Source organism: Rhizobium beringeri (assembly GCF_004306515.1).
GTDB lineage: Bacteria > Pseudomonadota > Alphaproteobacteria > Rhizobiales > Rhizobiaceae > Rhizobium > Rhizobium beringeri.
The window spans coordinates 1840693-1864001 of the sequence record NZ_SILG01000001.1 but is presented as its reverse complement, the minus strand read 5'-3'; the positions used below and the strand labels follow the sequence as shown (position 1 = coordinate 1864001).

The 23309-nt window shown below is 61.7% G+C and carries 18 protein-coding genes; 6 read left to right on the top strand and 12 right to left on the bottom strand.

Translation table 11 applies throughout. The features are described 5' to 3' along the window. Positions 1-178: 178 nt before the first annotated feature. A complete protein-coding gene (locus ELH03_RS09520; RefSeq protein WP_128411393.1) occupies positions 179-1651 on the bottom strand; it encodes an NAD(P)H-hydrate dehydratase in 1473 nt (490 codons plus the stop codon). A gap of 343 nt (positions 1652-1994) precedes the next feature. Between ELH03_RS09520 and ELH03_RS09515 the strand changes: the two genes are divergently transcribed. The 3 genes from ELH03_RS09515 to hspQ all read left to right on the top strand — a co-directional run bounded on the left by ELH03_RS09515 (position 1995) and on the right by hspQ (position 4310). Further along, positions 1995-2333, top strand: a complete 339-nt coding sequence (locus ELH03_RS09515) for a P-II family nitrogen regulator (protein ID WP_003579240.1) — start codon at positions 1995-1997, stop codon at positions 2331-2333. Positions 2334-2411: 78 nt separating this feature from the next. Next, positions 2412-3821 (top strand): type I glutamate--ammonia ligase, encoded by a 1410-nt coding sequence (gene glnA / locus ELH03_RS09510; RefSeq protein WP_011651961.1) that lies wholly within the window; start codon positions 2412-2414, stop codon positions 3819-3821. A gap of 159 nt (positions 3822-3980) precedes the next feature. Next, positions 3981-4310 (top strand): heat shock protein HspQ, encoded by a 330-nt coding sequence (gene hspQ, locus ELH03_RS09505; protein WP_003539613.1) that lies wholly within the window; start codon positions 3981-3983, stop codon positions 4308-4310. A gap of 116 nt (positions 4311-4426) precedes the next feature. Here hspQ and ELH03_RS09500 read toward each other — a convergent pair whose 3' ends face one another. Further along, positions 4427-5089 carry an invasion associated locus B family protein gene (locus ELH03_RS09500; RefSeq protein WP_128411392.1) on the bottom strand — a complete coding sequence of 221 codons (663 nt, stop codon included), beginning with the start codon at positions 5087-5089 and terminating at the stop codon, positions 4427-4429. A 284-nt stretch (positions 5090-5373) separates the two neighbouring features. Between ELH03_RS09500 and ELH03_RS09495 the strand changes: the two genes are divergently transcribed. After that, positions 5374-7176, top strand: a complete 1803-nt coding sequence (locus ELH03_RS09495; protein ID WP_128411391.1) for an extracellular solute-binding protein — start codon at positions 5374-5376, stop codon at positions 7174-7176. 66 nt (positions 7177-7242) lie between these two features. Continuing rightward, a complete protein-coding gene (locus tag ELH03_RS09490; protein WP_128411390.1) occupies positions 7243-7914 on the top strand; it encodes a DsbA family oxidoreductase in 672 nt (223 codons plus the stop codon). A gap of 17 nt (positions 7915-7931) precedes the next feature. On the opposite strand, the gene ELH03_RS09485 is transcribed toward ELH03_RS09490, so the two are convergent. The 3 genes from ELH03_RS09485 to ELH03_RS09475 all read right to left on the bottom strand — a co-directional run bounded on the left by ELH03_RS09485 (position 7932) and on the right by ELH03_RS09475 (position 12269). Further along, the gene (locus tag ELH03_RS09485) at positions 7932-8399 is read right to left on the bottom strand and encodes an OsmC family protein (protein ID WP_130766249.1); all 468 of its coding nucleotides are present in this window, start codon (positions 8397-8399) and stop codon (positions 7932-7934) included. Between the two features lie 64 nt (positions 8400-8463). Then, positions 8464-11967 (bottom strand): transcription-repair coupling factor, encoded by a 3504-nt coding sequence (mfd, locus tag ELH03_RS09480; protein ID WP_128411388.1) that lies wholly within the window; start codon positions 11965-11967, stop codon positions 8464-8466. Then, a complete protein-coding gene (locus ELH03_RS09475) occupies positions 11964-12269 on the bottom strand; it encodes an FAD assembly factor SdhE (RefSeq protein ID WP_017960426.1) in 306 nt (101 codons plus the stop codon). Before ELH03_RS09475 ends, mfd begins: the two co-directional genes overlap by 4 nt. 92 nt (positions 12270-12361) lie before the next feature. On the opposite strand from ELH03_RS09475, the gene recG reads away from it, so the two are divergent. Continuing rightward, positions 12362-14467 (top strand): ATP-dependent DNA helicase RecG, encoded by a 2106-nt coding sequence (gene recG / locus ELH03_RS09470; protein WP_130766713.1) that lies wholly within the window; start codon positions 12362-12364, stop codon positions 14465-14467. Positions 14468-14547: 80 nt separating this feature from the next. Here the strand turns inward: recG and ELH03_RS09465 are convergent, their stop codons facing one another. The 7 genes from ELH03_RS09465 to ytfR form a co-directional block, all read right to left on the bottom strand. Further along, a complete protein-coding gene (locus tag ELH03_RS09465; protein ID WP_027684729.1) occupies positions 14548-15255 on the bottom strand; it encodes a DUF502 domain-containing protein in 708 nt (235 codons plus the stop codon). A gap of 135 nt (positions 15256-15390) precedes the next feature. Continuing rightward, entirely contained in the window at positions 15391-17217 is a 1827-nt protein-coding gene (gene glmS / locus ELH03_RS09460) for a glutamine--fructose-6-phosphate transaminase (isomerizing) (protein WP_128411414.1), read from the bottom strand. Positions 17218-17415: 198 nt separating this feature from the next. Continuing rightward, entirely contained in the window at positions 17416-18777 is a 1362-nt protein-coding gene (gene glmU / locus ELH03_RS09455; RefSeq protein WP_128411387.1) for a bifunctional UDP-N-acetylglucosamine diphosphorylase/glucosamine-1-phosphate N-acetyltransferase GlmU, read from the bottom strand. A 164-nt stretch (positions 18778-18941) separates the two neighbouring features. Beyond that, entirely contained in the window at positions 18942-19727 is a 786-nt protein-coding gene (locus ELH03_RS09450) for a FadR/GntR family transcriptional regulator (RefSeq protein ID WP_128402387.1), read from the bottom strand. Positions 19728-19743: 16 nt separating this feature from the next. Continuing rightward, complete coding sequence (gene yjfF / locus ELH03_RS09445; protein WP_128402388.1) at positions 19744-20712, bottom strand: galactofuranose ABC transporter, permease protein YjfF; 969 nt, start codon at positions 20710-20712, stop codon at positions 19744-19746. Further along, positions 20709-21722: an ABC transporter permease gene (locus tag ELH03_RS09440; protein WP_128402389.1), complete on the bottom strand. Its 1014-nt coding sequence runs from the start codon at positions 21720-21722 to the stop codon at positions 20709-20711. Before ELH03_RS09440 ends, yjfF begins: the two co-directional genes overlap by 4 nt. Then, on the bottom strand, positions 21719-23242 hold the full coding sequence (gene ytfR / locus ELH03_RS09435; protein WP_027684735.1) for a galactofuranose ABC transporter, ATP-binding protein YtfR: 1524 nt from the start codon (positions 23240-23242) through the stop codon (positions 21719-21721). The genes ELH03_RS09440 and ytfR overlap by 4 nt, the downstream gene beginning before the upstream one ends. Between the last annotated feature and the right edge of the window lie 67 nt (positions 23243-23309).

The following is a 23309-nucleotide window of genomic DNA, read 5'->3' as shown; positions in this document are numbered from 1 at the left end:
CAGCAGCGGGCAGATCTGCCAGATGGCCGGATCAGCGGCGTCCGCGCTCCTCAATCCTGGCCCATGCGGAATTGCCAGCGCATCGGACCGAAAATCGGAATCGATCGTCGGAAAGCACGATGCGAGAATTGAAAGAGTTAGAGCGTCCTTTGTGCGTCCGAAAGGACGCACCGGCGCTCTAAAGCGGCAATACTTCGGCTGCAAGCTCCTCTGCCGTCAAGCCCTTGCCGGCGCGTTGACCTGCCTCGCCATGCAGCCAGACGCCGGCAGCCGCGGCCTCGAAGGCCGGCAGGCCCTGGGCGAGCAATCCGCCTATGATGCCGGCAAGCACGTCGCCGGAACCGGCGGTGGCAAGCCAGACGGGAGCGTTGGTATTGATGAGCGCACGGCCGTCTGGCGCGGCGATGACGGTATCGGCGCCTTTGTAGATAATCGCGGCATTGGCCCGGCGGGCGGCGGCCAAGGCCTTGTCCACCTTGCCGAGCGCGTCGTCGTCACCGATATCGGGAAAGAGCCGCGCGAATTCGCCTTCGTGCGGCGTCAGCACCAGACGCGGCTCACCCCGGAAAAGATCAAACAGCTGTTGCGGATTGTCCTTGAACGAGGAGATGCCGTCGGCATCGAGCACCAGATGGCGATCGGCAAGGGCCGAGACGAAGCCGCGTGCCCTGGCGCCAATGCCGAAACCGGGGCCGAGGACGAAGGTCTGCAGCCGCTTGTCGGAGAGCCAGTCGCCGAGGTCGGCCTCGTCGTCGATGGCATGCAGCATGACGGCGGTGAGATGCGCAGCATTGGCGGCCATCGCCGCGCGGGGGGCTGCGATCGTCACCAGGCCGGCGCCGGCCTTCAGGCCCGAGATCGCCGACATGCGCGCGGCACCCGTCTTGTCGGCCTCACCTGAGAAGACGACCAGATGACCGCGCTTGTATTTGTGGGTTTCCAGCTGCTCGGCCGGCAGCACGCGCTTCCAGGCATCCGGCGTGTTCTCGGCGATGAGACCGCCCGCCTCAGCCCTGATAATGCGGGCGGGAATGCCGATGTCGAAGATCTCCAATTCACCGCAAAGCTCCCTACCCGGCATTAGGAGATGGCCGGGCTTGCGGGTCATGAAGGTGATGGTATTGCAGGCCCGGAAGGCGGCACCCAGCACCTTGCCGGTACGGCCATCGAGGCCGGAGGGCAGATCGATGGCGAGCACGGGAATAGCGGCCTCGGTGACGCGGCCGATCAGCGCGCGCACATTAGCCGGCACCTCGCGGCTAAGCCCCGCCCCGAACAGGCCATCGATGACGACGTCGCCGGTTTCGGGCCGATAGAGGTCGAGGTTTTGCCCCTGGAGCACGCAACCGGCTCGGGCACGGGCGGCATCGCCCTTCAGCCCGGAGGGATCGCCGAGGTGGAAGAGCGCCACCCTCGCCCCGCTCTCCTGCAGATGACGTGCGGCGACATAGGCGTCGCCGCCATTGTTGCCCGGTCCGCAGAGCACAACGAAGCGCAAAGCTCCGGGATGAAGGCTCAAAGCAGCGGCCGCGACCGCGGCACCTGCCCTCTCCATCAGGCCGAAGGAGTCGATGCCGGATGCGGCAGCGGCCGCATCGACGGCGGCCATTTCGGCAGGCGTGAGAAGAAGGTCGGACAGATGTTTGATCATCACCCTATTCAATCAAAAAACGCCTAAAAAACAACCGCCTAAAATACCAAAGAGAAGGACGCAATTTAAGCATTTGCCTATATTTTCATCTCCTCGAGATGTGTATTCGCAGTTGCGAAAATACCTGACTTTTTCCGTTTCGGATGGGATTTTGATCGGAGACAATGTTTTTTCACCTATTCCGCCCCCAAAACCACATGGAATTCCCCGCAAACGCGCCGGTTTTGACAGAATCGACGTCTTTTTTCGATAAGATGGATTTCAAACTGGCACGATATCTGCATCATATCCGGCGAGCGGGAAAATTCCTGCCATAACAAGAGAAGCGGAGAGACATTTTCTCATGAAAAAGATCGAAGCGATCATTAAGCCTTTCAAGCTGGACGAAGTGAAGGAAGCCCTTCAGGAAGTTGGCCTGCAGGGTATCACGGTCACGGAAGCCAAGGGTTTCGGCCGTCAGAAGGGCCACACGGAACTCTACCGCGGAGCTGAATACGTCGTCGATTTCCTGCCGAAGGTCAAAGTCGAGGTCGTGCTGGCCGACGAGAACGCGGAGGCCGTCATCGATGCGATCCGCAAGGCGGCGCAGACCGGCCGCATCGGCGACGGAAAGATCTTCGTCTCCAATATCGAAGAGGTTATCCGCATCCGCACGGGCGAGACCGGCATCGATGCCATCTGACCACTTTGCCAATCGCGCAAAGTCCGTTACCGTCATCGCCGACCTACACCGTCATCGCAAATCGGAGGAAACTCATTAATGGCGACCGCAAGCGAAATTCTGAAGCAGATCAAGGAGAACGACGTAAAGTTCGTCGATCTGCGTTTCACCGACCCGAAGGGCAAGCTGCAGCATGTGACGATGGACGTTGTCTGCGTCGACGAAGACATGTTCGCTGACGGTGTGATGTTCGACGGCTCCTCGATCGGCGGCTGGAAGGCCATCAACGAGTCCGACATGGTGCTGATGCCCGACACCGAAACGGTGCATATGGACCCGTTCTTCGCCCAGTCGACCATGGTCATCGTCTGCGATATCCTCGATCCGGTCTCCGGCGAGGCCTATAACCGCGATCCGCGCGGTACCGCCAAGAAGGCCGAAGCCTATCTCAAGGCATCCGGCATCGGCGATACGGTCTTCGTCGGCCCGGAAGCCGAATTCTTCGTCTTCGACGACGTCAAGTACAAGGCCGATCCTTATAACACCGGCTTCAAGCTCGATTCGACCGAATTGCCGTCGAATGACGACACCGATTACGAGACCGGCAACCTCGGCCATCGCCCGCGCGTCAAGGGCGGCTATTTCCCGGTTCCCCCCGTCGACAGCGCCCAGGACATGCGTTCGGAAATGCTGACGGTGCTCTCCGAGATGGGCGTCGTCGTTGAAAAGCATCACCATGAAGTTGCCGCCGCCCAGCACGAACTCGGCATCAAGTTCGATACGCTGGTGCGCAACGCCGACAAGATGCAGATCTACAAATATGTCGTGCACCAGGTGGCCAACGCCTATGGCAAGACGGCGACCTTCATGCCGAAGCCGATCTTCGGCGACAACGGCTCGGGCATGCATGTGCACCAGTCGATTTGGAAGGGCGGCAAGCCGACCTTTGCCGGCGACGAATATGCAGGCCTTTCCGAGAGCTGCCTGTTCTATATCGGCGGCATCATCAAGCATGCCAAGGCGATCAACGCCTTCACCAATCCGTCGACGAACTCCTACAAGCGTCTCGTCCCGGGTTACGAAGCCCCTGTGCTGCTCGCCTATTCGGCCCGGAACCGTTCAGCCTCCTGCCGCATTCCGTTCGGCTCCAACCCGAAGGCCAAGCGCGTCGAAGTCCGCTTCCCGGATCCGACTGCCAACCCCTATCTCGCCTTCGCCGCCATGCTGATGGCCGGCCTCGACGGCATCAAGAACAAGATCCATCCGGGCAAGGCCATGGACAAGGATCTCTACGACCTGCCGCCGAAGGAATTGAAGAAGATCCCGACCGTCTGCGGCAGCTTGCGCGAAGCACTCGAAAGCCTCGACAAGGACCGCAAGTTCCTGACGGCTGGCGGCGTCTTCGACGACGACCAGATCGATGCTTTCATCGAACTGAAGATGGCTGAGGTGATGCGTTTTGAAATGACGCCGCATCCGGTCGAATACGACATGTACTATTCGGCCTGATCGGGCCCTGAACACAGAAAGTCCCGGCCCGCCGGGGCTTTCGCCTCCCAGGTCATGGACGCCACTAGGAGGATATGACGTTCATGTGACGAACTCGCGCAAAAATCTTGATTTGCGCGACACCAATCACCAAATTTGGTGATGAAAGGAAGTCGTACCATGAAAGAAAGAGTAGCAAAGTTCAGTATCGGCGAAGTGGTTCGGCACAAGGTTTTTCCGTTTCGCGGCGTCATCTTCGACGTTGATCCTGAGTTCGCGAATACGGAGGAATGGTGGAATTCCATTCCGGCCGAGGTGCGCCCGAGCAGAGACCAGCCCTTCTATCACCTGCTCGCCGAAAATGACGAAAGCGAATATGTCGCCTATGTCTCCGAGCAGAACCTGATGAACGACGAAAGCGGCACGCCGCTTCGCAACCCACAGATCTATCAGATTTTCGATCAGGCCCCGTCAGGGCAGTTCAAACCCAAGATGAGCTTCGCCCACTAGATCGAATGACCGACCGACCGTATAAACAAGGCCTCGCTTCTCCCGGCGAGGCCTTTTCTTTGCGCAACAAAAAACCCGGCGCAAAGCCGGGTTTCTGTCTAGAAATGATGGCAGGATTACTGCGCCTTGGCTGCCTTCTGGGCGTCTTCCAGCTTCTTGCGGGCTTCCTCGGCCTTCTTCTGCATGCTGTCTTGCAGGCTGCGCTGGCTTTCAGCGAGCTTGGATTCGGAAACCGGTTCGCCGTCATAAGCACCGGTGAAGCCTTCAAGCGAAATCTTGATCGGGTTCGGAGCGCGGCGGAAGTTGATCGAGGTGAAGATCACGTCGCTGCCCTTCTTGAGGCTGGCGATCATTGCGTCGGTCAGCGGAATTTCGGCGGTGCACTTGTCCGGCAGGCAGACAGCGTAGTCGAGCTTCTGACCCTTGCCGCCGTCGATCTGCATGATGACGCCGGGAGGAACGAGGCGTGCGGTGGGAACCGAGACCTGCAGGAGCTTGCGGTTGATCTTGCCGGAAACCGAGATCAGGCCGACGGCCGTAACGAGCTGGCCGCCATTGGCGAGGATCAGGTTCTGGACAACACAGATGTCGTTGTCTTCCTGCTTGCTGCAGGTCTTGTACCAGCCGAGCTTCGGCGCTCCTGCTGCCTGTGCCGGGGCATCGGCCGGAGCCTGCGCCGACGCATCCTGTGCGAAGGAGGAGACCGGAGCCGAAGCGCCGAACATCACTGCCAGAACGGACAGTGCTGCCCGCATTTTCTTTTCAGACTTGAACATCATAACGAATTCCGTCTCCTGATATCCGTTCGGAGCAGCGTCTTGCCGCCCCAACCATCGGGTCGTTCGGCACTCCACCTCTTAAAAAAATAAGGCAAATGCATGACCCCGAAACTTCGGGTTCACCTGTTACATCGCAGCGTTCAAGATATCCAGCATTTCTTTGGCAATTTGAGGTGCATTTCGTCGCGATGCCAAAGAAATCGCCGCTCCGTGTTGGAATCGGTCGACCCCATGATAATCTCCGCGGTGAATCATGCCCGTTTTCACGGATCAAGGATTGCCGAATGCTCCGGATCGTCGTCCCCCTCGTCCTCTCGCTGCTGTGCGGCACTGTCGCCGCCGAGCCGCTGCATGGCATCGCGATGCACGGTGAGCCGGCTTTACCGTCAGACTACAAACACTTCCCTTACGTCAATCCCGACGTGAAAAAGGGCGGCAAGATCACCTATGGCGTCGTCGGCACCTTCGACAGCCTCAATCCGTTCATCCTGAAGAGCATGCGCACGACGGCGCGCGGGATGTGGGATCCGGACTACGGCAATCTCGTCTACGAATCGCTGATGCAGCGTTCCAGGGACGAGCCCTTCACGCTCTACGGCCTGCTCGCCGAAACGGTCGAATGGGACGACGACCGGAGCTTCATTCAGTTCAACCTCAATCCGAAGGCGAAATGGGCCGATGGCCAACCGGTGACGCCTGACGATGTGATGTTCACCTTCGAGCTGATGCGCGACAAGGGCCGTGTGCCTTTCGCCAACCGCCTCAACGTCGTCGCCAAGATGGAAAAGGTCGGCGAGCGCAGTGTGCGTTTCACCTTCAACGAGAAGGCCGACCGGGAGACGCCGCTGATCTTCGGTCTCTTCCCGGTGCTGCCGAAACATGCGATCGATCCGGAAACCTTCGACCGTTCGTCGCTGACGCCACCGGTCGGCTCCGGTCCCTACAAGGTGAAGACGGTGAAGCCCGGCGAGAGCATCACCTATGAGCGCGATCCGAACTACTGGGGCAAGGACATTCCCGCCAAGGTCGGCACCGACAATTACGACCAGATCACCGTCCAGTATTTCCTGCAGGATACGACGCTGTTCGAGGCCTTCAAGAAGGGCGATGTCGACATCTATCCCGACGGCAATCCCGGTCATTGGGCCAATGCCTATAATTTCCCCGCCGTCACCTCGGGGGCTGTGATCAAGGACGTGTTCACGCCGAAACTGCCAAGCGGCATGCTCGGCTTCGTGTTCAACACGCGCCGGCCGATCTTTGCCGATCCCAAGGTACGCGAAGGCCTGTCGCTGGTGTTCGATTTCGAATGGGCAAACAAGAACCTCTATTCCGGCGCCTACAAACGTACCCAAAGCTTCTGGCAGAATTCCGAGCTGTCGAGTTTCGGGGTTCCCGCCAATGCGGCCGAGCTTGCCCTGCTCGGGCCGATCAAGGACAAAATTGCGCCGGAGATTCTCGACGGCACCTACAAGCTGCCAGTCACCGACGGCTCCGGCCGCGACCGTAATGTGCTGAAGCAGGCCGTCGAGCAACTGAAACAGGGCGGCTATACGATCCAGGGCGGCAAGATGCTCGATGGCTCCGGCCGCCAGCTCGCCTTCGAGATCATGACGCAGAATGCCGACCAGGAGAAGCTTGCCGTCGCCTATCAGCGTTCACTGCAGACGATCGGCATCGCCGCTTCGATCCGCACGGTCGACGATTCGCAGTATCAGAGCCGGACGAACAGCTTCGACTACGACATGATCATGAAGTCCTACACGTCCTCGCTATCGCCTGGAAACGAACAGCTCGGCCGCTGGTCTTCAGCCGCGAAGACCCGCGAGGGCACCGACAGCTTCGCAGGTGCTGCCGACCCCGATCTCGATGCCTTGATCGATCACCTGCTCAGGGCGCGCTCGGCTGAGGATTTCACCGCGGCGGTGCGCTCCTACGACAGGCTGCTGCTGTCCAGCCATTACGTGCTTCCGCTCTATCATATGGGTCAGCAATGGGTGGCGCGCAGCAAACGCATCGGCCATCCCGACACAGTGCCGCTCTACGGCTACCAGCTGCCGCTGTGGTGGGATACGAGCGCCCAATAAGAAGCAGCCGGACCGCCCCGGCTTGAATGTCTCCCTTGGGAGACGCACAGAATAAGGAAAATCATCATGGAGCGTATCACCATCGACGTCGTCTCGGATGTCGTCTGCCCCTGGTGCTATCTCGGCAAGGCGCGGCTGGAGCTCGCCATCGCCGAGGTGCAGGACCAAATCGGCGTCGACATCAACTGGCGGCCGTACCGGCTCAACCCCGACTATCCAAAGGAAGGCGTCGACCAGAAGAAGGCGCTGGCTGAGAAGCTCGGCGGCGAGGAGCGCGTGGCGCAGGCGCACAAGATGCTCTCCGATTACGGCCGCGAAGTCGGCATCGCCTTCGATTTCGAGGCGATCAAGATCGGCCCGAATACGCTCGATGCGCATCGACTGATCCACTGGGCGATGATCGAAGGCCGCGAGAAGCAGGACAAGGTCGTAGCCGCACTGTTCAAGGCGAATTTCGAGGAAGGCCGCAATGTCGGCGACCATGCGGTGCTGCTCGATATTGCCGACAAGGCCGGCCTCGACCGTTCCGTCATCGCTTCGCTGCTTGCTTCCGAAGCCGATCGCGATCTGATCGTCGCCGAGATCAAGGCCGCGCAGGAGATGGGCGTCAACGGCGTGCCGTTCTTCATCTTCGATCAGCAATACGCCGTCAGCGGCGCACAGACGCCTGACGTCTTGGCAAACGCGTTGCGCGACATCGCCAAGGCGAAGGCTGAGGCGCGATCAGGCCTCAACTGACGTCGACGGCGCCAGGCTCAGCCCAGAACCGGAAGGCATCTCACCTCGGTCTTCACCGAATTGGCAATGAAGCATTCGTCGTGAGCGCGATGATGCAGAGCTTCGAGCTCGCTTAACGACGGCTGTTTCTCACCGTTGAAGACGACATGCGGATGGAGCGTCACGACGGTCATGGCAAGACGGCCCTCGGCATTCTTCTCCATCACACCTTCGGCGGCATCGGTGTAGCTGTCGACGCAAAAGCGCTGTTTGGCGGCGATCGAAAGGAACCAGAGCATGTGGCAGCTGGAGAGCGAGGCGACGAAAGCCTCTTCCGGATCGACGGCATCCTCGGCCGAATAGGGCAGCGGAACGACATGCGAGGACGAGGATGCCTTCACCTCGATGCCGCCGTCGAAGGTCCAGCGGTGGGCACGGCTGTAGCGGTTGTCGGTGAAAGTCTCACCGTCGCGTTGCCAGGCGATCGTTGCGCCGTATGTTCCCATCTCTATCTCCTTTTTCCACGCAATTCCGGACGCAAAACCGCGGCACGCTGTTGCTGGAATTGCTCTATTTCGCGAGTTCCGCCAATTGCGTCATGATAACAGCTGCGCCCTGCAGGCGTTTTTCCGGCGTCGGCAGGTCGCGGGTCAGGAACAGGCTGTGATCGGGGCGGATCTTCGCCATCGTGCCCTGCTTGCCGATATAACCGACGAGGTTTGCCGGGTTGGGGAATTCCTTGTTGCGGAACTGCACGACGACGCCCTTCGGGCCGGCATCGAGCTTTTCGACATTGGCGGTGCGGCAGAGCGACTTGATGTAGACGATCTTCAAGAGATGCTGGACTTCGATCGGCATCGGGCCGAAGCGGTCGATCATCTCGGCGCCGAAGCCATCGATCTCCTTGAGCTCGGTGATTTCGCCGAGACGTCGGTACAGCGCCATCCGCAGATGCAGGTCGGGCACGTAGCCTTCCGGGATCATTACCGTCGTGCCGACCGATATCTGCGGCGACCAGCCGGTATCGTGGATCTCGTCGACACCCTTGACCTCGGCGACCGCCTCTTCCAGCATCTGCTGGTAGAGCTCGAAACCGACCTCCTTGATATGGCCGGACTGCTCCTCGCCGAGCAGATTGCCGGCGCCGCGGATATCGAGGTCGTGGCTTGCCAGCTGGAAGCCGGCGCCGAGCGTATCCAGCGACTGCAGCACCTTGAGACGGCGTTCGGCGGTGGCCGTCAGCACCTTATTAACAGGCAGAGTGAAGAGCGCGAAAGCGCGCACCTTCGAGCGACCGACGCGGCCGCGCAGCTGATAGAGCTGGGCGAGGCCGAACATATCGGCGCGGTGAACGATCAGCGTGTTGGCTGTGGGCACATCGAGACCGGATTCGACGATGGTTGTGGACAACAGCACGTCGTATCGGCCTTCATAAAAGGCGTTCATGATGTCTTCGAGTTCGCCGGCCGGCATCTGGCCATGGGCGATGGCGACCTTCAGCTCCGGCACATCCGATTGCAGGAAGGCATGCACGTCCTCGAGGTCGGCAAGCCTGGGGCAGACATAGAAGCTCTGGCCGCCGCGATAATGCTCGCGCATCAGCGTCTCGCGGATGACCAGGCTGTCGAAGGGCGAGATGAAGGTGCGCACCGCCATGCGGTCGACCGGCGGGGTGGTGATCAGCGACAGTTCGCGCACGCCGGTCATGGCAAGCTGCAGGGTGCGCGGGATCGGCGTTGCCGACAGCGTCAGCACGTGCACGTCGCTTTTCAGCTCCTTCAGCCGCTCCTTGTGCTTGACGCCGAAATGCTGTTCCTCGTCGATGACGAGCAGGCCGAGATTGGCGAATTTGATGCCGGCGCCGAGCAGCGCATGGGTGCCGACGACGATATCGGTCTTGCCTTCCGCCACTTCCTTCTTGGTCAGCGCCAGCTCCTTGGCGCCGACCAGGCGCGAGGCCTGCTGGATACGCACCGGCAGACCGCGGAAACGGTCGGAGAAGGTCTTGAAATGCTGGCGGGAAAGTAGTGTTGTCGGCACGACGATGGCGACCTGGGCGCCGTTCATCGCTGCGACGAAAGCGGCGCGCAGCGCCACTTCCGTCTTGCCGAAGCCGACGTCGCCGCAGACCAGACGGTCCATCGGACGGCCGGCGCCGAGATCGGAGCGCACCGCTTCGATGGCGTTATCCTGGTCCTCGGTCTCGTCATAAGGGAAGCGAGCGGCAAATTCGTCGTAAAGGCCTTCCGGCGTCGTCAGCATCGGCGCATGGCGTGTCAGGCGCTCGGCGGCGATGCGGATCAGCGCATCGGCCATATCGAGCAGGCGCTTCTTGAGCTTGGCCTTGCGCATCTGCCAGGCGCCGCCGCCGAGCTTGTCGAGCTGGGCTTCGGTGCCCTCACCGCCATAGCGCGAGAGGAGATCGATGTTTTCGACCGGCAGGAAGAGCTTGGCCTCGTCGGCATAGTGTAACTCGAGGAAGGCGTGCGGCGCACCGGCGGCCTCCATGGTCGTCAGCCCGACGAAGCGGCCGATGCCGTGTTCGGCATGGACGACGATCGAGCCCTCGTCGAGGCCAGCGACTTCCGAGATGAAGTCGGCTGCGCGCTTGCGGCGCTTGGAGCGGCGCACCATGCGGTCGCCTAATATATCCTGCTCGCCGATGACGACGAGATCGCCGGCCTCGAAGCCGGCTTCGAGACTGAGCACGGCAGCGGCCGCCTCGCCTCTCGCCAGCGAGCCGACATCCTTTAGCGCCTCGATCGGCTTGACCTTTTCCAGGCCGTGTTCGTTCAGCACCTGCAGCAGGCGCTCCAGCGAACCTTCGGTCCAGGCGGTGATGAGCACTTTCGCGCCGGCGGCACGGCGGTCTGCAATATGCTTGACGACGACGTCGAAGATGTTGATGCGTTCGGCATCGCCGCCGCCCTCAGCATTCGAACGGGCCCAGCGCTGGCCCTGGCGGGCGTCGACATTGACGACCCGCCGCGCCTCGCCCTCATGCTCGTTGAAGGGGCTGATGCGGATCGCGCCGAGCGCGTCGAGGGTTTTGACGAAAAGCTTGCTGTCGAGATAGAGCTGGCCCGGCGTCACCGGCTTGTAGGGCGTGCCCTGCGTCATCTGGCCCTTGGCCGGCTGGCCGGAATTCAGGCGGGCGTCGTAATAATCGAAAACGAGCTTGGAGCGCTCTTCTGCTGCCTCACGTACCGTATGGTCGATGACGATACGGAAACTGCTGAGATAATCGAAGACGGTATCGAGCTTCTCGTAGAAGAGCGGCAGCCAGTGCTCCATGCCAGGGTAACGGCGGCCTTCGGAGACGGCGAGATAGAGCGCGTCGTCGCGTGTGGTCGCGCCGAAGGCGGAGAGGTAATTCTTGCGGAAGCGGCTGATCGTATCCGGGGTCAGCGTCACTTCGCTCATCGGGTTGAGATCGAGGGATCGCACCTGCCCTGTCGTGCGCTGGCTGGCCGGATCGAAGCTGCGGATGCTCTCCAGCGTGTCGCCGAAGAAATCGAGGCGGACCGGCTCTTCCGAACCGGGCACGAAGACGTCGAGAATGCCGCCGCGCACGGCATATTCGCCGACCTCGCGAACAGTCGCGACGCGCTCGAAGCCATTGCGTTCCAGACGACCGGCGAGATCGTCCATGCGCAGCTGGTTGCCGGGACGGGCCGAAAAGGTCAGGCTTTCGATGACATCCTGCGGCGCCACCTTCTGCAGCATGGCATTGGCGGTGACGAGCACGATTGCCGCATGCGGCTTCTTGCGATGGGCGATCAGGCCGCCGAGTGCGGCAAGCCGGCGGGCCGAGGTGTCGGCGCTTGGCGAGACGCGGTCATAGGGCAGACAGTCCCAGGCCGGCAGGGTGAGAACCGGAATGTCGGGGGCGACAAAGCCCAGCATCTGTTCGAGATCGGCCATGCGGTGGCCGTCGGACATGACATAGGCGACCGGCTCTCCCGTTCGGGCGAGCTCGGCGAGCAGCAGCGTCTCAAGACCTGCCGGCACATTGCCGATCGTCAGCGGCTCGGCAATGGCCGCAAGCTTCTTCGCATCGAAACCAGGGATCATTCCGGCGTCCTGAGGGGCTTGTCAAAATCGGGCTTGTAGGCGGCGATGCGGGCAAACATCGGTGTCTGGAAACGCTCAGGCACCGGCCATGTTCCCATGATCCAGCGGACGAGATCATTGTCCTCTTCCGCCATGATCGTCTCGAACTCGTCGAGTTCGGCTTCCGACAGAGTCGCGACCTCGGCTTCGGCGAACTGGCCGAAGACCAGATCCATCTCGCGGATGCCGCGGTGCCAGCAGCGGAAAAGGATTCTGCGGCGGCGCGGGTCGAGACCGGCACTCGTGAGCGTGACACCTGTCATGGCATTACCTTCCTGTTGATGCGCCTCTATAGACCCTGGAAAGCGGCTTGTCAGCCTTGCCAATGCCGCATTGTTCATCGCATTTTGGCCGCATGCGCCCCGCCATTCTCGATCCTCTGTTTTCCCCCATTTCGGGCCTTCCGGGCGTCGGCCCGAAAATCGCCGACCTGCTGGTCAAGCTGCTCGGGCGCGAGACGCTGGAGGATTGCCGGGTCATCGACCTGCTCTTCCACGCGCCTTTTTCGCTGATCGACCGGCGCAACCAGCCTGGAATCGCGCGCGCGCCACAAGGCGCGATCGTGACGATCACGGCGCGCGTCGACCGGCACCAGGTGCCGCCGCGCGGCAAAAGCAATATCCCCTACCGCGTCTTCCTGCATGACGAGACCGGCGAACTGACGCTGGTCTTCTTCCGCGGACAGGCGGCGTGGCTGGAAAAGCAGCTGCCTGTTGACGCGGAGGTGACGGTCAGCGGCAAGATCGACTGGTTCAACGGCCGCGCCTCGATGGTGCATCCCGACTATATCGTCAGGGCGGACGAGGCGGAGAGCCTGCCGCTGGTCGAGCCGATCTATCCGCTGACGGCAGGGCTCTCGCCGAAGACGCTGCGCAAGATTATCGACGCCGGCCTGCCGCGTTTTCCCGAGCTGCCGGAATGGATTGACCTGGCCTTGACTGAGAAACAGGGCCTGCCGTCGATCCGCGACAGTTTCCACATGCTGCACGAGCCGCGCGACCCTGGGGATATCGACCCGCAGGCCCCTGCCCGGCGGCGGCTTGCCTATGACGAATTCCTCGCTGGCCAGCTATCGCTGAGCCTGGTGCGGCAGAGGCTGCGCAAGGTAGCGGGCCAGCCGGTGCATGCGACCGGCGTCATCAGCGGCAAGATCCTGAAGCCCTTGCCCTTCTCGCTCACATCAAGCCAGAACGAGGCGATCGCCGAGGTTTTGAAGGATATGGCCGGCAACGAGCGCATGCTGCGGCTGCTGCAGGGCGATGTCGGTTCCGGTAAGACGCTGGTGGCACTGATGGCAATGGCGGCGGTGATCGAGAGCGGCGGCCAGGCCGTGCTGATGGCGCCGACCGAAATCCTGGCGCGGCAGCACCACGCGACGATCTCGAAATTCGCGGCCGCCGCCGGGCTCGGCATCGAGGTGCTGACCGGGCGCACCAAGGGACGCGAACGGGAGGAAATCCTGGAGCGCATCGCCTCGGGTGCTGCCCAGATCATCATCGGCACGCATGCGCTGTTCCAGGATAGCGTCGGCTACGCCAATCTGATGCTTGCCGTCGTCGACGAGCAGCACCGTTTCGGCGTGCATCAGCGCCTGCGGCTGACCGCCAAGGGCCTCTCGCCGCATATGCTTGTCATGACGGCGACGCCGATCCCGCGCACGCTGGTGCTCGCCGCCTTCGGCGATATGGACGTCTCCAAGCTCACCGAAAAGCCGGCCGGCCGCAAGCCGATCCAGACGATCACCGTGCCGATGGAACGGACCGGCGAAATCGTAGGCCGGCTGCAAAGCGCGATCGCCGAGGGTAAGAAGGCCTATTGGATCTGCCCGCTGGTCGAGGAGTCCGAGGAGCTCGACCTGATGTCGGCCGAGGAACGGCACGCGACGCTGGTCGCCGCACTTGGCCCCGGCATCGGCCTCATCCACGGTCGCATGAGCGGACCGGAGAAGGACGCGGCGATGATGGCGTTCAAGAACGGCGAGACCCGGCTGCTCGTCGCCACTACCGTCGTCGAGGTCGGTGTCGACGTGCCGGATGCGACGATCATGGTGATCGAACATGCCGAACGCTTCGGCTTGGCGCAATTGCATCAGCTACGCGGCCGCGTCGGGCGCGGCGACGAGGCCTCGACCTGCATCCTGCTCTACAAGGGGCCGCTCGGCGAGACCGGCCATGCCAGGCTCTCGATCATGCGGGAGACGGAGGATGGCTTCCGCATCGCCGAGGAGGACCTGAAGCTGCGCGGTGAAGGCGAATTGCTCGGCACAAGGCAATCCGGCACGCCGGGTTTCCGCATCGCCAGCCTCGAGGCGCATGCCGACCTGCTGGAGATCGCCCGCAAGGATGCGGCTTACCTCATCGAGCGCGATCCGGAATTGACCACGGAGAGGGGAACGGCGATCCGCACCCTGCTCTATCTTTTCCGCCGCGACGAGGCGATCCGTTTTCTCAGGGCTGGATAAAGCGCGCCGCGGCGCGCTTTAAGGCTTTGTTCTATGCATGTCGTTACCCAAAACCGCTGAACACTTTTGGGCGACATGCATCAATCCGCTTTGGAAACCGCAACCGGCTTCGGCCGCGGCAAATGCTTCTGCTTCGGATCGGCCGGCTTGTGTTCGGGCGCCACAAGCCCGCCTGAAATCAGGAACTTGGCGGCGTCTTCCGGCGACATGTCGAGCATGACGATCTTCTCGCGCGGCACGAAGATGAGGAAGCCGGCTGTCGGTACCGGCGTCGGCGGCAGGAAGACGGCGACCATATCCTGGCCCATGGCATTGAACTTCGAAGCGATTTCGCCCTTGGCGTCGGTGGCGATAAAGATCAGTGCCCAGAGGCCGGGACCCGGATATTCGATAAGGCCGACCTTCTTGAAGGAGTTCGCCTGTTCCTTCAGCACTGTTTCGAAAATCTGCTTCACGCTTCTGTAGATCGTGCGCACCAGCGGCATGCGCTGAACGATCGATTCGCCGAACCGGACGATGCTCTGGCCGATGAGGTTCTTGCCGAGGAAGCCGACGACGGTGATCAGGATAACGGCGGTCAGTAGGCCGAAACCGGGAATGGCGAAATTGAGATAGCTTTCCGGATTCCAGCGCGCCGGAATATAAGGCCTGACCCAGCTGTCCGACCAATGGATGAAGGTCCAGGTCAGCCAGATGGTGATCGCGATCGGCGCGCAGATGATCAGCCCTGCGAGAAAATTATTCCTCAGCCGGGTCGCGACCGGCATTCTGGGGGTGTTGTCGGTCATCGTTTCCTGATGATCTCCATCTCAGTCGTGGACAGGCCGGTATGCCGGCCCTTCCCCCTTGTCCGCAGACCAAAATTGCCAGAATTCGGGGCGTCGCACAATATGTTTCGGCGCGACGGTCCCGGCGTTACAGGCTTATTCCACGGTCACGGATTTCGCCAGGTTGCGCGGCTGGTCGACATCGGTGCCCATGAAGACGGCGGTGTGATAGGCGAGCAGCTGGATCGGCAGCGAGAAGATCATCGGCGCGATGATTTCGTCGACCACAGGCAGGGTGATCGTCGCCATGGTCGGCAGTTTCGAGGCGGCTGTACCGGCCTCGTCGGTGATGAAGATGATGCGGCCGCCGCGGGCTGCGACCTCCTGCATGTTCGAGACGGTCTTTTCGAAGAAACGATCGTAAGGGGCGATGACGATGACAGGCATGTTCTCGTCGATCAGCGCGATCGGTCCGTGCTTCAATTCGCCGGCGGCATAACCCTCGGCATGGATATAGGAGATTTCCTTGAGCTTCAGCGCGCCTTCCATGGCGAGCGGGAAGCTGGTGCCGCGGCCGAGATAGAGCACGTCCTTGCACTTCGACAGCTCGCGCGACAGGCTTTCCATCTGCGGCTGGATAAGGTTCAGCACGCGGCTCATGATGCGCGGCATTTCGGCGAGGTGGCGCACCAGCGCCCTCTCCTCGTCAGCACTCACTGTGCCGCGCGCCTTGCCGGCGCCAATCGCCAGCGCTGCCAGCACGGCAAGCTGGCAGGTGAAGGCCTTGGTCGAGGCGACGCCGATTTCCGGGCCGGCCATGATCGGGAAGACGGCGTCGGATTCGCGCGCGATCGTCGATTCGCGGACATTGACGACGGCGCCGATCTTCAACCCGTTGTCGCGGCAATAGCGCAGCGATGCCAGCGTATCGGCGGTCTCGCCGGACTGCGAGATGAAGAGCGCTGCCTGCGACGGCGACAGCGGCATTTCCCGGTAGCGGAATTCGGACGCGACGTCGATCTCAACCGGCAGGCGGGCATAACGCTCGAACCAGTATTTGCCGACGAGGCCTGCGAGATAGGCGGTGCCGCAGGCCGAGATCGCAAGTCCGGTTGACGCCTTGAAGTCGATCGCGGCGGCATTGGCGCCGATCGTGTTCTCGGCGAAATCGACATAGTGGCTGAGCGCGTGGGAGATGACCTCCGGCTGCTCGTAGATTTCCTTTTCCATGAAATGGCGGTGGTTGCCCTTGTCGACGACATAGGCGGTCGCCTGCGAGATCTGGCGGGCGCGTTTGACGGGCTTGCCGGCGAAATCGAGCACCGCGACACCGTCGCGGGTTAGAACGGCGAAATCGCCGTCGACGAGATAGGTGATCTCGTTGGTGAAGGGCGAGAGCGCAATCGCGTCCGAGCCGAGGAACATCTCGCCGCGGCCGTAGCCGACGGCAAGCGGCGGTCCGGAACGGGCGGCCATGATCGTGCCGGGATGAGCCTTGAGCATAACAGCCAGCGCATAGGCGCCGGTCACCCGGTTCAGCATCTTCAGCATGGCGTCGCGCGGCTCGAGGCCCTCGCGCAGGTATTTTGCCAGCAGATGGGCGACCACCTCAGTGTCGGTCTGGGTCTGGAAGACCGAACCCTCCTCGGTCAGTTCGTCGCGAAGCTCGGAGAAATTCTCGATGATGCCGTTATGGACGACGGCGACACCTTCAACGAAATGCGGATGGGCATTGGTCTCGTTGGGAACGCCGTGGGTCGCCCAGCGCGTGTGGGCGATGCCGACGGTGCCGGGCAGCGGTTCGCTGTCGAGGCGCTTTTCCAGATTGAACAGCTTGCCCTCGGCGCGGCGGCGATCCATCACGCCGTCATGAATGGTGGCGACACCGGCGGAATCGTAACCGCGATATTCGAGACGCTTCAGCGCATCGACCAGGCGCTCGGCCACAGGCGCAGTTCCGACGATCCCCACAATGCCGCACATATAGTATCCCCACTCGAGCATTTCCTGAATCCGGAAATGCTCTTCTGTTTGTCTCTGCGCAATTCCGGACGCAAAACCGCTGCGCACTTTTGCTGGATTGCTTTAGGCTTCGATGACGAGGCCAGTCCTAACGATTCCTGCTTATTTCTCAATCACCTCGGCGGTCACTTTGAATTTCCGCCGGTTACGCAAGGCCTGTCAGGCTTTCGCCTTCTTCGCCGCCTTGATGGCGAGCGCGCGTTCGCGCAGCAGCGTCGCGCGGCCGGGTTTGATCTCCTGCCGGGCGCGGCCGAGCGCCAGCGCGTCGGCCGGAACATCGACGGTGATGACGCTGCCGGAGCCGATATAGGCGCCGTCGCCGATCGTCACCGGCGCGACCAGCGAGGAGTTGGAACCGATGAAGGCGTTTTCGCCGATCACCGTCTCGCTCTTGTTGACGCCGTCATAGTTGCAGGTGATCGTGCCGGCGCCAATATTGCTGCCGGCGCCGATGACGGCATCGCCGATGTAAGTCAGGTGGTTGACCTTGGCGCCCTCGCCCAGCCGGCCGTTCTTGACCTCGCAGAAATTGCCGACCTTCGCGCCGTTGGCGAGATCGGCACCCGGCCGCAGCCGGGCGAAGGGGCCGACGGTCGCACCTTGGCTGACATGGGCGCCTTCGATATGCGAAAAGGCGTGGATGACGGCGCCGCTGTCGATCACCGCGCCGGGGCCGAAGACGACGTTCGGCTCGATCAGCGCATCCTGGCCGATGACGGTATCGTAGGACAGAAAAACCGTTTCCGGCGCGATCATGGTGACGCCAGCCAGCATCATCTCGTGGCGGCGGCGCTCCTGCCAGAAACGCTCGATGACGGCGAGCTCGGCACGGGTGTTGCAGCCGGTCATCTCGATCTCGGGAGCATCGACCGCGGTGACGCGTCCGCCCAGCGAACGGGCGATCTCGACGAGATCGGTCAGATAGAATTCGCCCTTGGCATTGGCATTGCCGATGCGCGTGAGAAGATCGAGCGCCTTTCTGCCGTTGATCGCCATCAGCCCGCTGTTGCACCAGGTGACGGTGCGCTCGGCATCCGTCGCATCTTTCTCCTCGCGGATGGCGATGAGTTCGCCGTCCTTGACGAGCAGGCGGCCGTAGCCGGTCGGGCGGTCGGTGTGGAAGCCGATGACGACGACATCGCTGCCATCGGCAAGGCCCTGGCGGGCGGCTTTGAGCGGTCCGTCGGTCTGGAGCGGCACGTCGCCATAGGTGACGAGGATATCGTCGTAACCCTTGGCGATCGCTTCGCGCGCCGCCAGCACCGCGTGACCGGTGCCGAGGCGTTCCTTCTGCAGATAGGATTCGATGCTGACGCCGCCGATGCTCGCCGCCTTTGCCACATCCTCGGCATCACGGCCGACGACAAGGGCGACGGACGAGATGCCGGCGGAGGCGACCGCCTCGACCACATGGGCGATCATCGGCCGTCCGGCGACCGGATGCAGCACCTTCGATTTCGAAGATTTCATCCGCGTGCTGTCACCGGCGGCAAGGATGACGGCAAGACAAGTGCGTTCCATGATTTGCTCCGCGAATCCGCGCCATGAGGCGGCTTTATCGCCTCATACTGCAAAATTCCCTAAATCGGAATCGATTTAAGGATAAATTATGCAGCCATTCAAAGTGCTGCAGCGTCCTTTGCGGCTCTCGAAAAGACGCGCGGCGCTATCGATAAGCAAAGCCTTCACAAAGGTGAAATTGCGGCCGAAATCGGCCCTGTGACGGCGTCGGAACCGCGGGCCACGAAGGCTTCGTGCACATGAACGCGGCCATCCAGGATGACGTCCTCCATCGCGCGGCGCGCGGCGGCGTTATCGCCGGACACGATCGCATCGACGATGCGCATATGGGTGTCGGCGATATTGGCGAAGCCGTTTTCGGTTGGCGGCGTGCTTATGCGGAACATGCCGACGAGAGCCGCTTCGATGAGGCTGCCGAGCGTCCGCATGAAGGGATTGTGCGAGGCTTCGGCGATCGCCAGGTGAAAACGAAGGTCGGCGAGTGCGAGGCTGTCGGCCGTATGACCGGCCGCCGCCATCTCGAGCGCCAGCCCACGTAACATCTCGATCTCCTCGGCATTCGCCCGCTCGGCGACGAGACCGGCGGCGAAGGGTTCGAAGGCGAGGCGAATATCGTAGAGCTGCAACAGAAACTCTTCCGTCACGCCGTTGTCGAAGTGCCAGGCGATAATCTCGCTGTCGAACATGTTCCAGAGGTTCTTTTCGGTCACGCGCGTGCCGACCCGGGCCTTGGCGACGACCATGCCCTTGGCGGCAAGCGTCTTCATCGTCTCGCGCAAGACGGTGCGGGACACTTTGAAACGTTGCGCCAGTTCTGTATCGCCAGGCAGGATCGAGCCAACGGGATAGGTGCCGGCGACGATCGCCTTGCCAAGTTCGTCGACGACCTGGGCGTGGCTCGTCCGGGTTCTGCGCCCCGTCTTGCGTGTCTCGTCCAATTTGTAGCGCAAGCGATCCGTCTCCCCCTCAGGCGTACCTCTTGTTCAGACTGGAAAGGAACAGGATCGCTTTCTGCATCAGGATGAATGCAAACAGCAGAAGGCCAATCAGGATCTTCGTCCACCAGCTCGACAGCGTGCCGTCGAAGGTGATGTAGGTCTGAATGAGCCCCTGGATCAGGATACCGATTAAGGTTCCTGCCACGAATCCCGCTCCTCCGGTCAGCAGCGTCCCCCCAATGACCACCGCCGCGATGGCATCGAGTTCGACGCCGACTGCTGCAAGAGAATATCCGGCAGAGGTGTACAGCGAAAAAACGATCCCGGAAAGGCCCGCCAGAAAGCCCGACAGCGCATAGATCTGGATTGTCGTGCGGCCGACCGGCACGCCCATCAGCCGCGCCGTCTGCGGACCGCCGCCGAGTGCATAGACGTTGGTGCCGAAGCGGGTGCGCTGGGCGATGAAGATGCCGACGGCAAAGACCAGAAGCATGATACCGCCGATCAGCGTCAGCCGCCCGCCGCCGGGCAGACGGTAATAGAGGCTCGTCAGCGTCGAATAATATTCGTGATCGATCGGGATGCTGTCGATCGAGAGCACGAAGGCCATGCCACGTGCCAGGAACATGCCGGCAAGCGTGACGATGAAGGCCGGCATTTCGAGATAGTGGATGATCGCGCCCATGATGGCGCCGAAGGCGGTGGTGATGACGAGGACGATCGCAAAGGCGAGCAGCGGATGGATCGAGGTGTTTTGCAGGATCACCGCTAGGAAGACACCGGTAAAGGCGATGACCGAGCCGATCGACAGATCGATGCCGCCCGAGATGATGACGAAGGTCATGCCGACGGCAGCGATGCCGAGAAAGGCGTTGTCGGTCAAAAGATTGCCTATGACGCGCGTCGACAGAATGTTCGGATATTGCAGCGCGCAGCCGGCATAGGCGAGCACGAAGATGACGATGGTCGCAAGCAGCGGCAGGTATTTGGAGTTCATTTCGGCTGCTCCCTTCCGCCCTGCCGGCGGCTGGCGAAGATGGCGAGCGATTGAACCGCCGGCGATTGGATGACGAGGATGACGATAATGATGACGGCCTTGATGATCAGGTTGAATTCAGGCGGGAAGCCGGCGGACAGGATGCCGGTATTCACCGCCTGGATGATCATCGCGCCGATCAGCGATCCGAGAATGCTGAAGCGACCGCCGAGCAGCGAATTCCCGCCGACGACGACGGCGAGGATCGCGTCGAGTTCTAGCCAGAGGCCGGCATTGTTGGCATCGGCGCCCTTGATGTCGGCTGCGACGATGATGCCCGCGATCGAGGCGCAGAGACCGCTCAGCATGTAGACCGCCATCAGCAGCACCGGCGTTTGAATGCCGGAGAGCGTGCTGGCGCGGCGATTGATGCCGACGGCCTCGATCAGCATGCCGAGCGCCGTGCGGCGGACAAGCAGGATGACGAGCAGGCCGACGAGAAGCCAGATGACGACAGGCATCGGCAGAAGCAGCAGCGAACCGCTGCCGAAGAAGGTCAGCCCGTCATCGTTGAAGGTCAGGATGGCGCCTTCGGTGATCAGCTGGGCGATGCCGCGGCCGGCCACCATCAGCACCAGCGTGGCGATGATCGGCTGGATATTGAGGACTGCCACCAGGAACCCGTTCCAGACGCCGCAGGCAAGCCCGATCGCAAGCGTTAAGATAATGGTATAAGAAACTGAATTTCCTGAGACAATCGACGAGGCGGCGACGGCGCCGCAGATCGCGATGACCGCACCGACGGACAGGTCGATGCCCTTGGTGGCAATGACCAGCGTCATGCCGATCGCCAGCAGCGCCACCGGCGCGCCGCGGTTCAGCACATCGATCAGGCTGCCATAGAGCCGGCCGTTCTGAACCACAACATTAAAAAACTGCGGTGACGTGATGAAATTCAAGAAAAGAATGACAACAAGCGCAATCAATTGCGGCGCCAGGCGATATGCCAGCGCTTTCAGGGAGGACCTCATGCATCCTCCATCTTGTGTTCGGCGGCGGCAATGGCTTCGACGATGCCGGCAGCGGTGATACGCTCGCCTGTCAGTTCAGCGATATGCTGCCTGTCGCGAAGTACGATGACACGTGAACTATAGGCGACAAGCTCTTCAAGTTCCGAGGAAATCACGATCAGCGACATGCCGCCGGCGCAGAGCTCTTCGATGAGCCGGATGATCTCGGCATGGGCGCCGACATCGATGCCGCGGGTCGGCTCGTCGAGGATCAGAAACTTGGGATTGGTCGCCAGCCAGCGGGCGAGGATCGCCTTCTGCTGATTGCCGCCGGAGAGCAGCCGGATCGGCTTCTCGCGATCGGTGGTGCGGATATCGAGCGCCTTGATGTAGCGGTCGGCAAGCGTGTTCTGCTCGGCGCGCGAGAGCGGCCGCGTCCAGCCGCGGCGGGCCTGCAGTGCAAGTGCGATGTTCTCCCTGATCGACAGGTCGCCGATGATGCCATCGGTCTTGCGGTCCTCGGGGCAAAAGCCGAAACCCTTTGCGATCGCGGCGCGCGGGCTCGAAAGCGTGACCGGCTGGCCGTCAATCGTGGCGCTGCCGCTGTCCGCATGCTCGATGCCGAAAAGCAGTTCGGCGGTTTCGGTTCGGCCGGAGCCGAGCAGTCCTGCAACGCCGACCACCTCTCCGGCGCGCACCTCAAGGTCGAATGGTTTGACCTTGCCGCGTTTGCCGTAGCCTGCAAAATGATATCGGACGTCGCCGGCCGCAAGGCTGCGTTCCCTGACGGTCTCTTCGACATGCGCCAGTTCGCGACCGAGCATCATGGCGATCAGGCCCTGGCGCGGCAGATCGGCGACGTCGCGGGTACCGACGAGCTTGCCGTTGCGCAGCACGGTGATACGGTCGCTGATCGCATAGACCTGCTCGAGAAAATGGGTGATGAAGACGATGCCCAGGCCGCGCTTCTTGAGGTCTTCGATGATGCGGAAGAGCAGCGCCACCTCCTGATTGTCGAGACTTGCTGTGGGCTCATCGAGGATCAGCACCTTGCCTGAGAGATCAACGGCACGGGCGATGGCAACCACCTGCTGGACAGCGACGGAGAAACGGCCAAGTTCGGCGGTGACGTCGATATCGACGCCATAGCCGGCGAGCAGATCGCGCGCCTTGCGGTTCATCGAACGCACGTCGGTCATGCCGAACCGCCTTGGCTGGCGTCCGAGAAAGAGGTTTTCGGCGACGCTCAGATTGGAAAGGAGATTGACCTCCTGATAGACCGTGCCGATACCCAGTTTCTGGGCGGCGAGCGTATTGGCCGGATTGATTTCCTGGCCGTCCAGCGTCAGGCTGCCCTCGTCACGATGGTAGGCGCCGGTGATGCACTTGATCAGCGTCGACTTGCCGGCGCCGTTCTCGCCCAGCAATGCGTGCACCTCGCCTCTGCGGAGCGTGAAATCGACCTTATCCAGCGCCACCGCGCCAGGAAAGAATTTCGATATTCCGGAGGCCGCGAGAACGTTCTCGAAATCGTGAATCATAAGGGTCTGTTTTCCTGATATTGACGGCAAAAGCCGCGCCGCGGCCGGACATGACGTCCCAAGGCGG

Bases quoted from the DNA above. Each gene is read 5' to 3' on its own strand.
- recG (WP_130766713.1), top strand. From the start codon at position 12,362: ATGCGCCCCGCCATTCTCGATCCTCTGTTTTCCCCCATTTCGGGCCTT.
- ELH03_RS09515 (WP_003579240.1), top strand. From the start codon at position 1,995: ATGAAAAAGATCGAAGCGATCATTAAGCCTTTCAAGCTGGACGAAGTG.
- ELH03_RS09495 (WP_128411391.1), top strand. From the start codon at position 5,374: ATGCTCCGGATCGTCGTCCCCCTCGTCCTCTCGCTGCTGTGCGGCACT.
- ELH03_RS09485 (WP_130766249.1), bottom strand. From the start codon at position 8,399: ATGGGAACATACGGCGCAACGATCGCCTGGCAACGCGACGGTGAGACT.
- ELH03_RS09520 (WP_128411393.1), bottom strand. From the start codon at position 1,651: ATGATCAAACATCTGTCCGACCTTCTTCTCACGCCTGCCGAAATGGCC.
- ELH03_RS09475 (WP_017960426.1), bottom strand. From the start codon at position 12,269: ATGACAGGTGTCACGCTCACGAGTGCCGGTCTCGACCCGCGCCGCCGC.
- ELH03_RS09465 (WP_027684729.1), bottom strand. From the start codon at position 15,255: ATGACCGACAACACCCCCAGAATGCCGGTCGCGACCCGGCTGAGGAAT.
- mfd (WP_128411388.1), bottom strand. From the start codon at position 11,967: ATGATCCCTGGTTTCGATGCGAAGAAGCTTGCGGCCATTGCCGAGCCG.
- ytfR (WP_027684735.1), bottom strand. From the start codon at position 23,242: ATGATTCACGATTTCGAGAACGTTCTCGCGGCCTCCGGAATATCGAAA.
- ELH03_RS09490 (WP_128411390.1), top strand. From the start codon at position 7,243: ATGGAGCGTATCACCATCGACGTCGTCTCGGATGTCGTCTGCCCCTGG.
- hspQ (WP_003539613.1), top strand. From the start codon at position 3,981: ATGAAAGAAAGAGTAGCAAAGTTCAGTATCGGCGAAGTGGTTCGGCAC.
- ELH03_RS09440 (WP_128402389.1), bottom strand. From the start codon at position 21,722: ATGAGGTCCTCCCTGAAAGCGCTGGCATATCGCCTGGCGCCGCAATTG.
- ELH03_RS09500 (WP_128411392.1), bottom strand. From the start codon at position 5,089: ATGATGTTCAAGTCTGAAAAGAAAATGCGGGCAGCACTGTCCGTTCTG.
- glmS (WP_128411414.1), bottom strand. From the start codon at position 17,217: ATGTGCGGCATTGTGGGGATCGTCGGAACTGCGCCTGTGGCCGAGCGC.
- glmU (WP_128411387.1), bottom strand. From the start codon at position 18,777: ATGGAACGCACTTGTCTTGCCGTCATCCTTGCCGCCGGTGACAGCACG.
- glnA (WP_011651961.1), top strand. From the start codon at position 2,412: ATGGCGACCGCAAGCGAAATTCTGAAGCAGATCAAGGAGAACGACGTA.
- yjfF (WP_128402388.1), bottom strand. From the start codon at position 20,712: ATGAACTCCAAATACCTGCCGCTGCTTGCGACCATCGTCATCTTCGTG.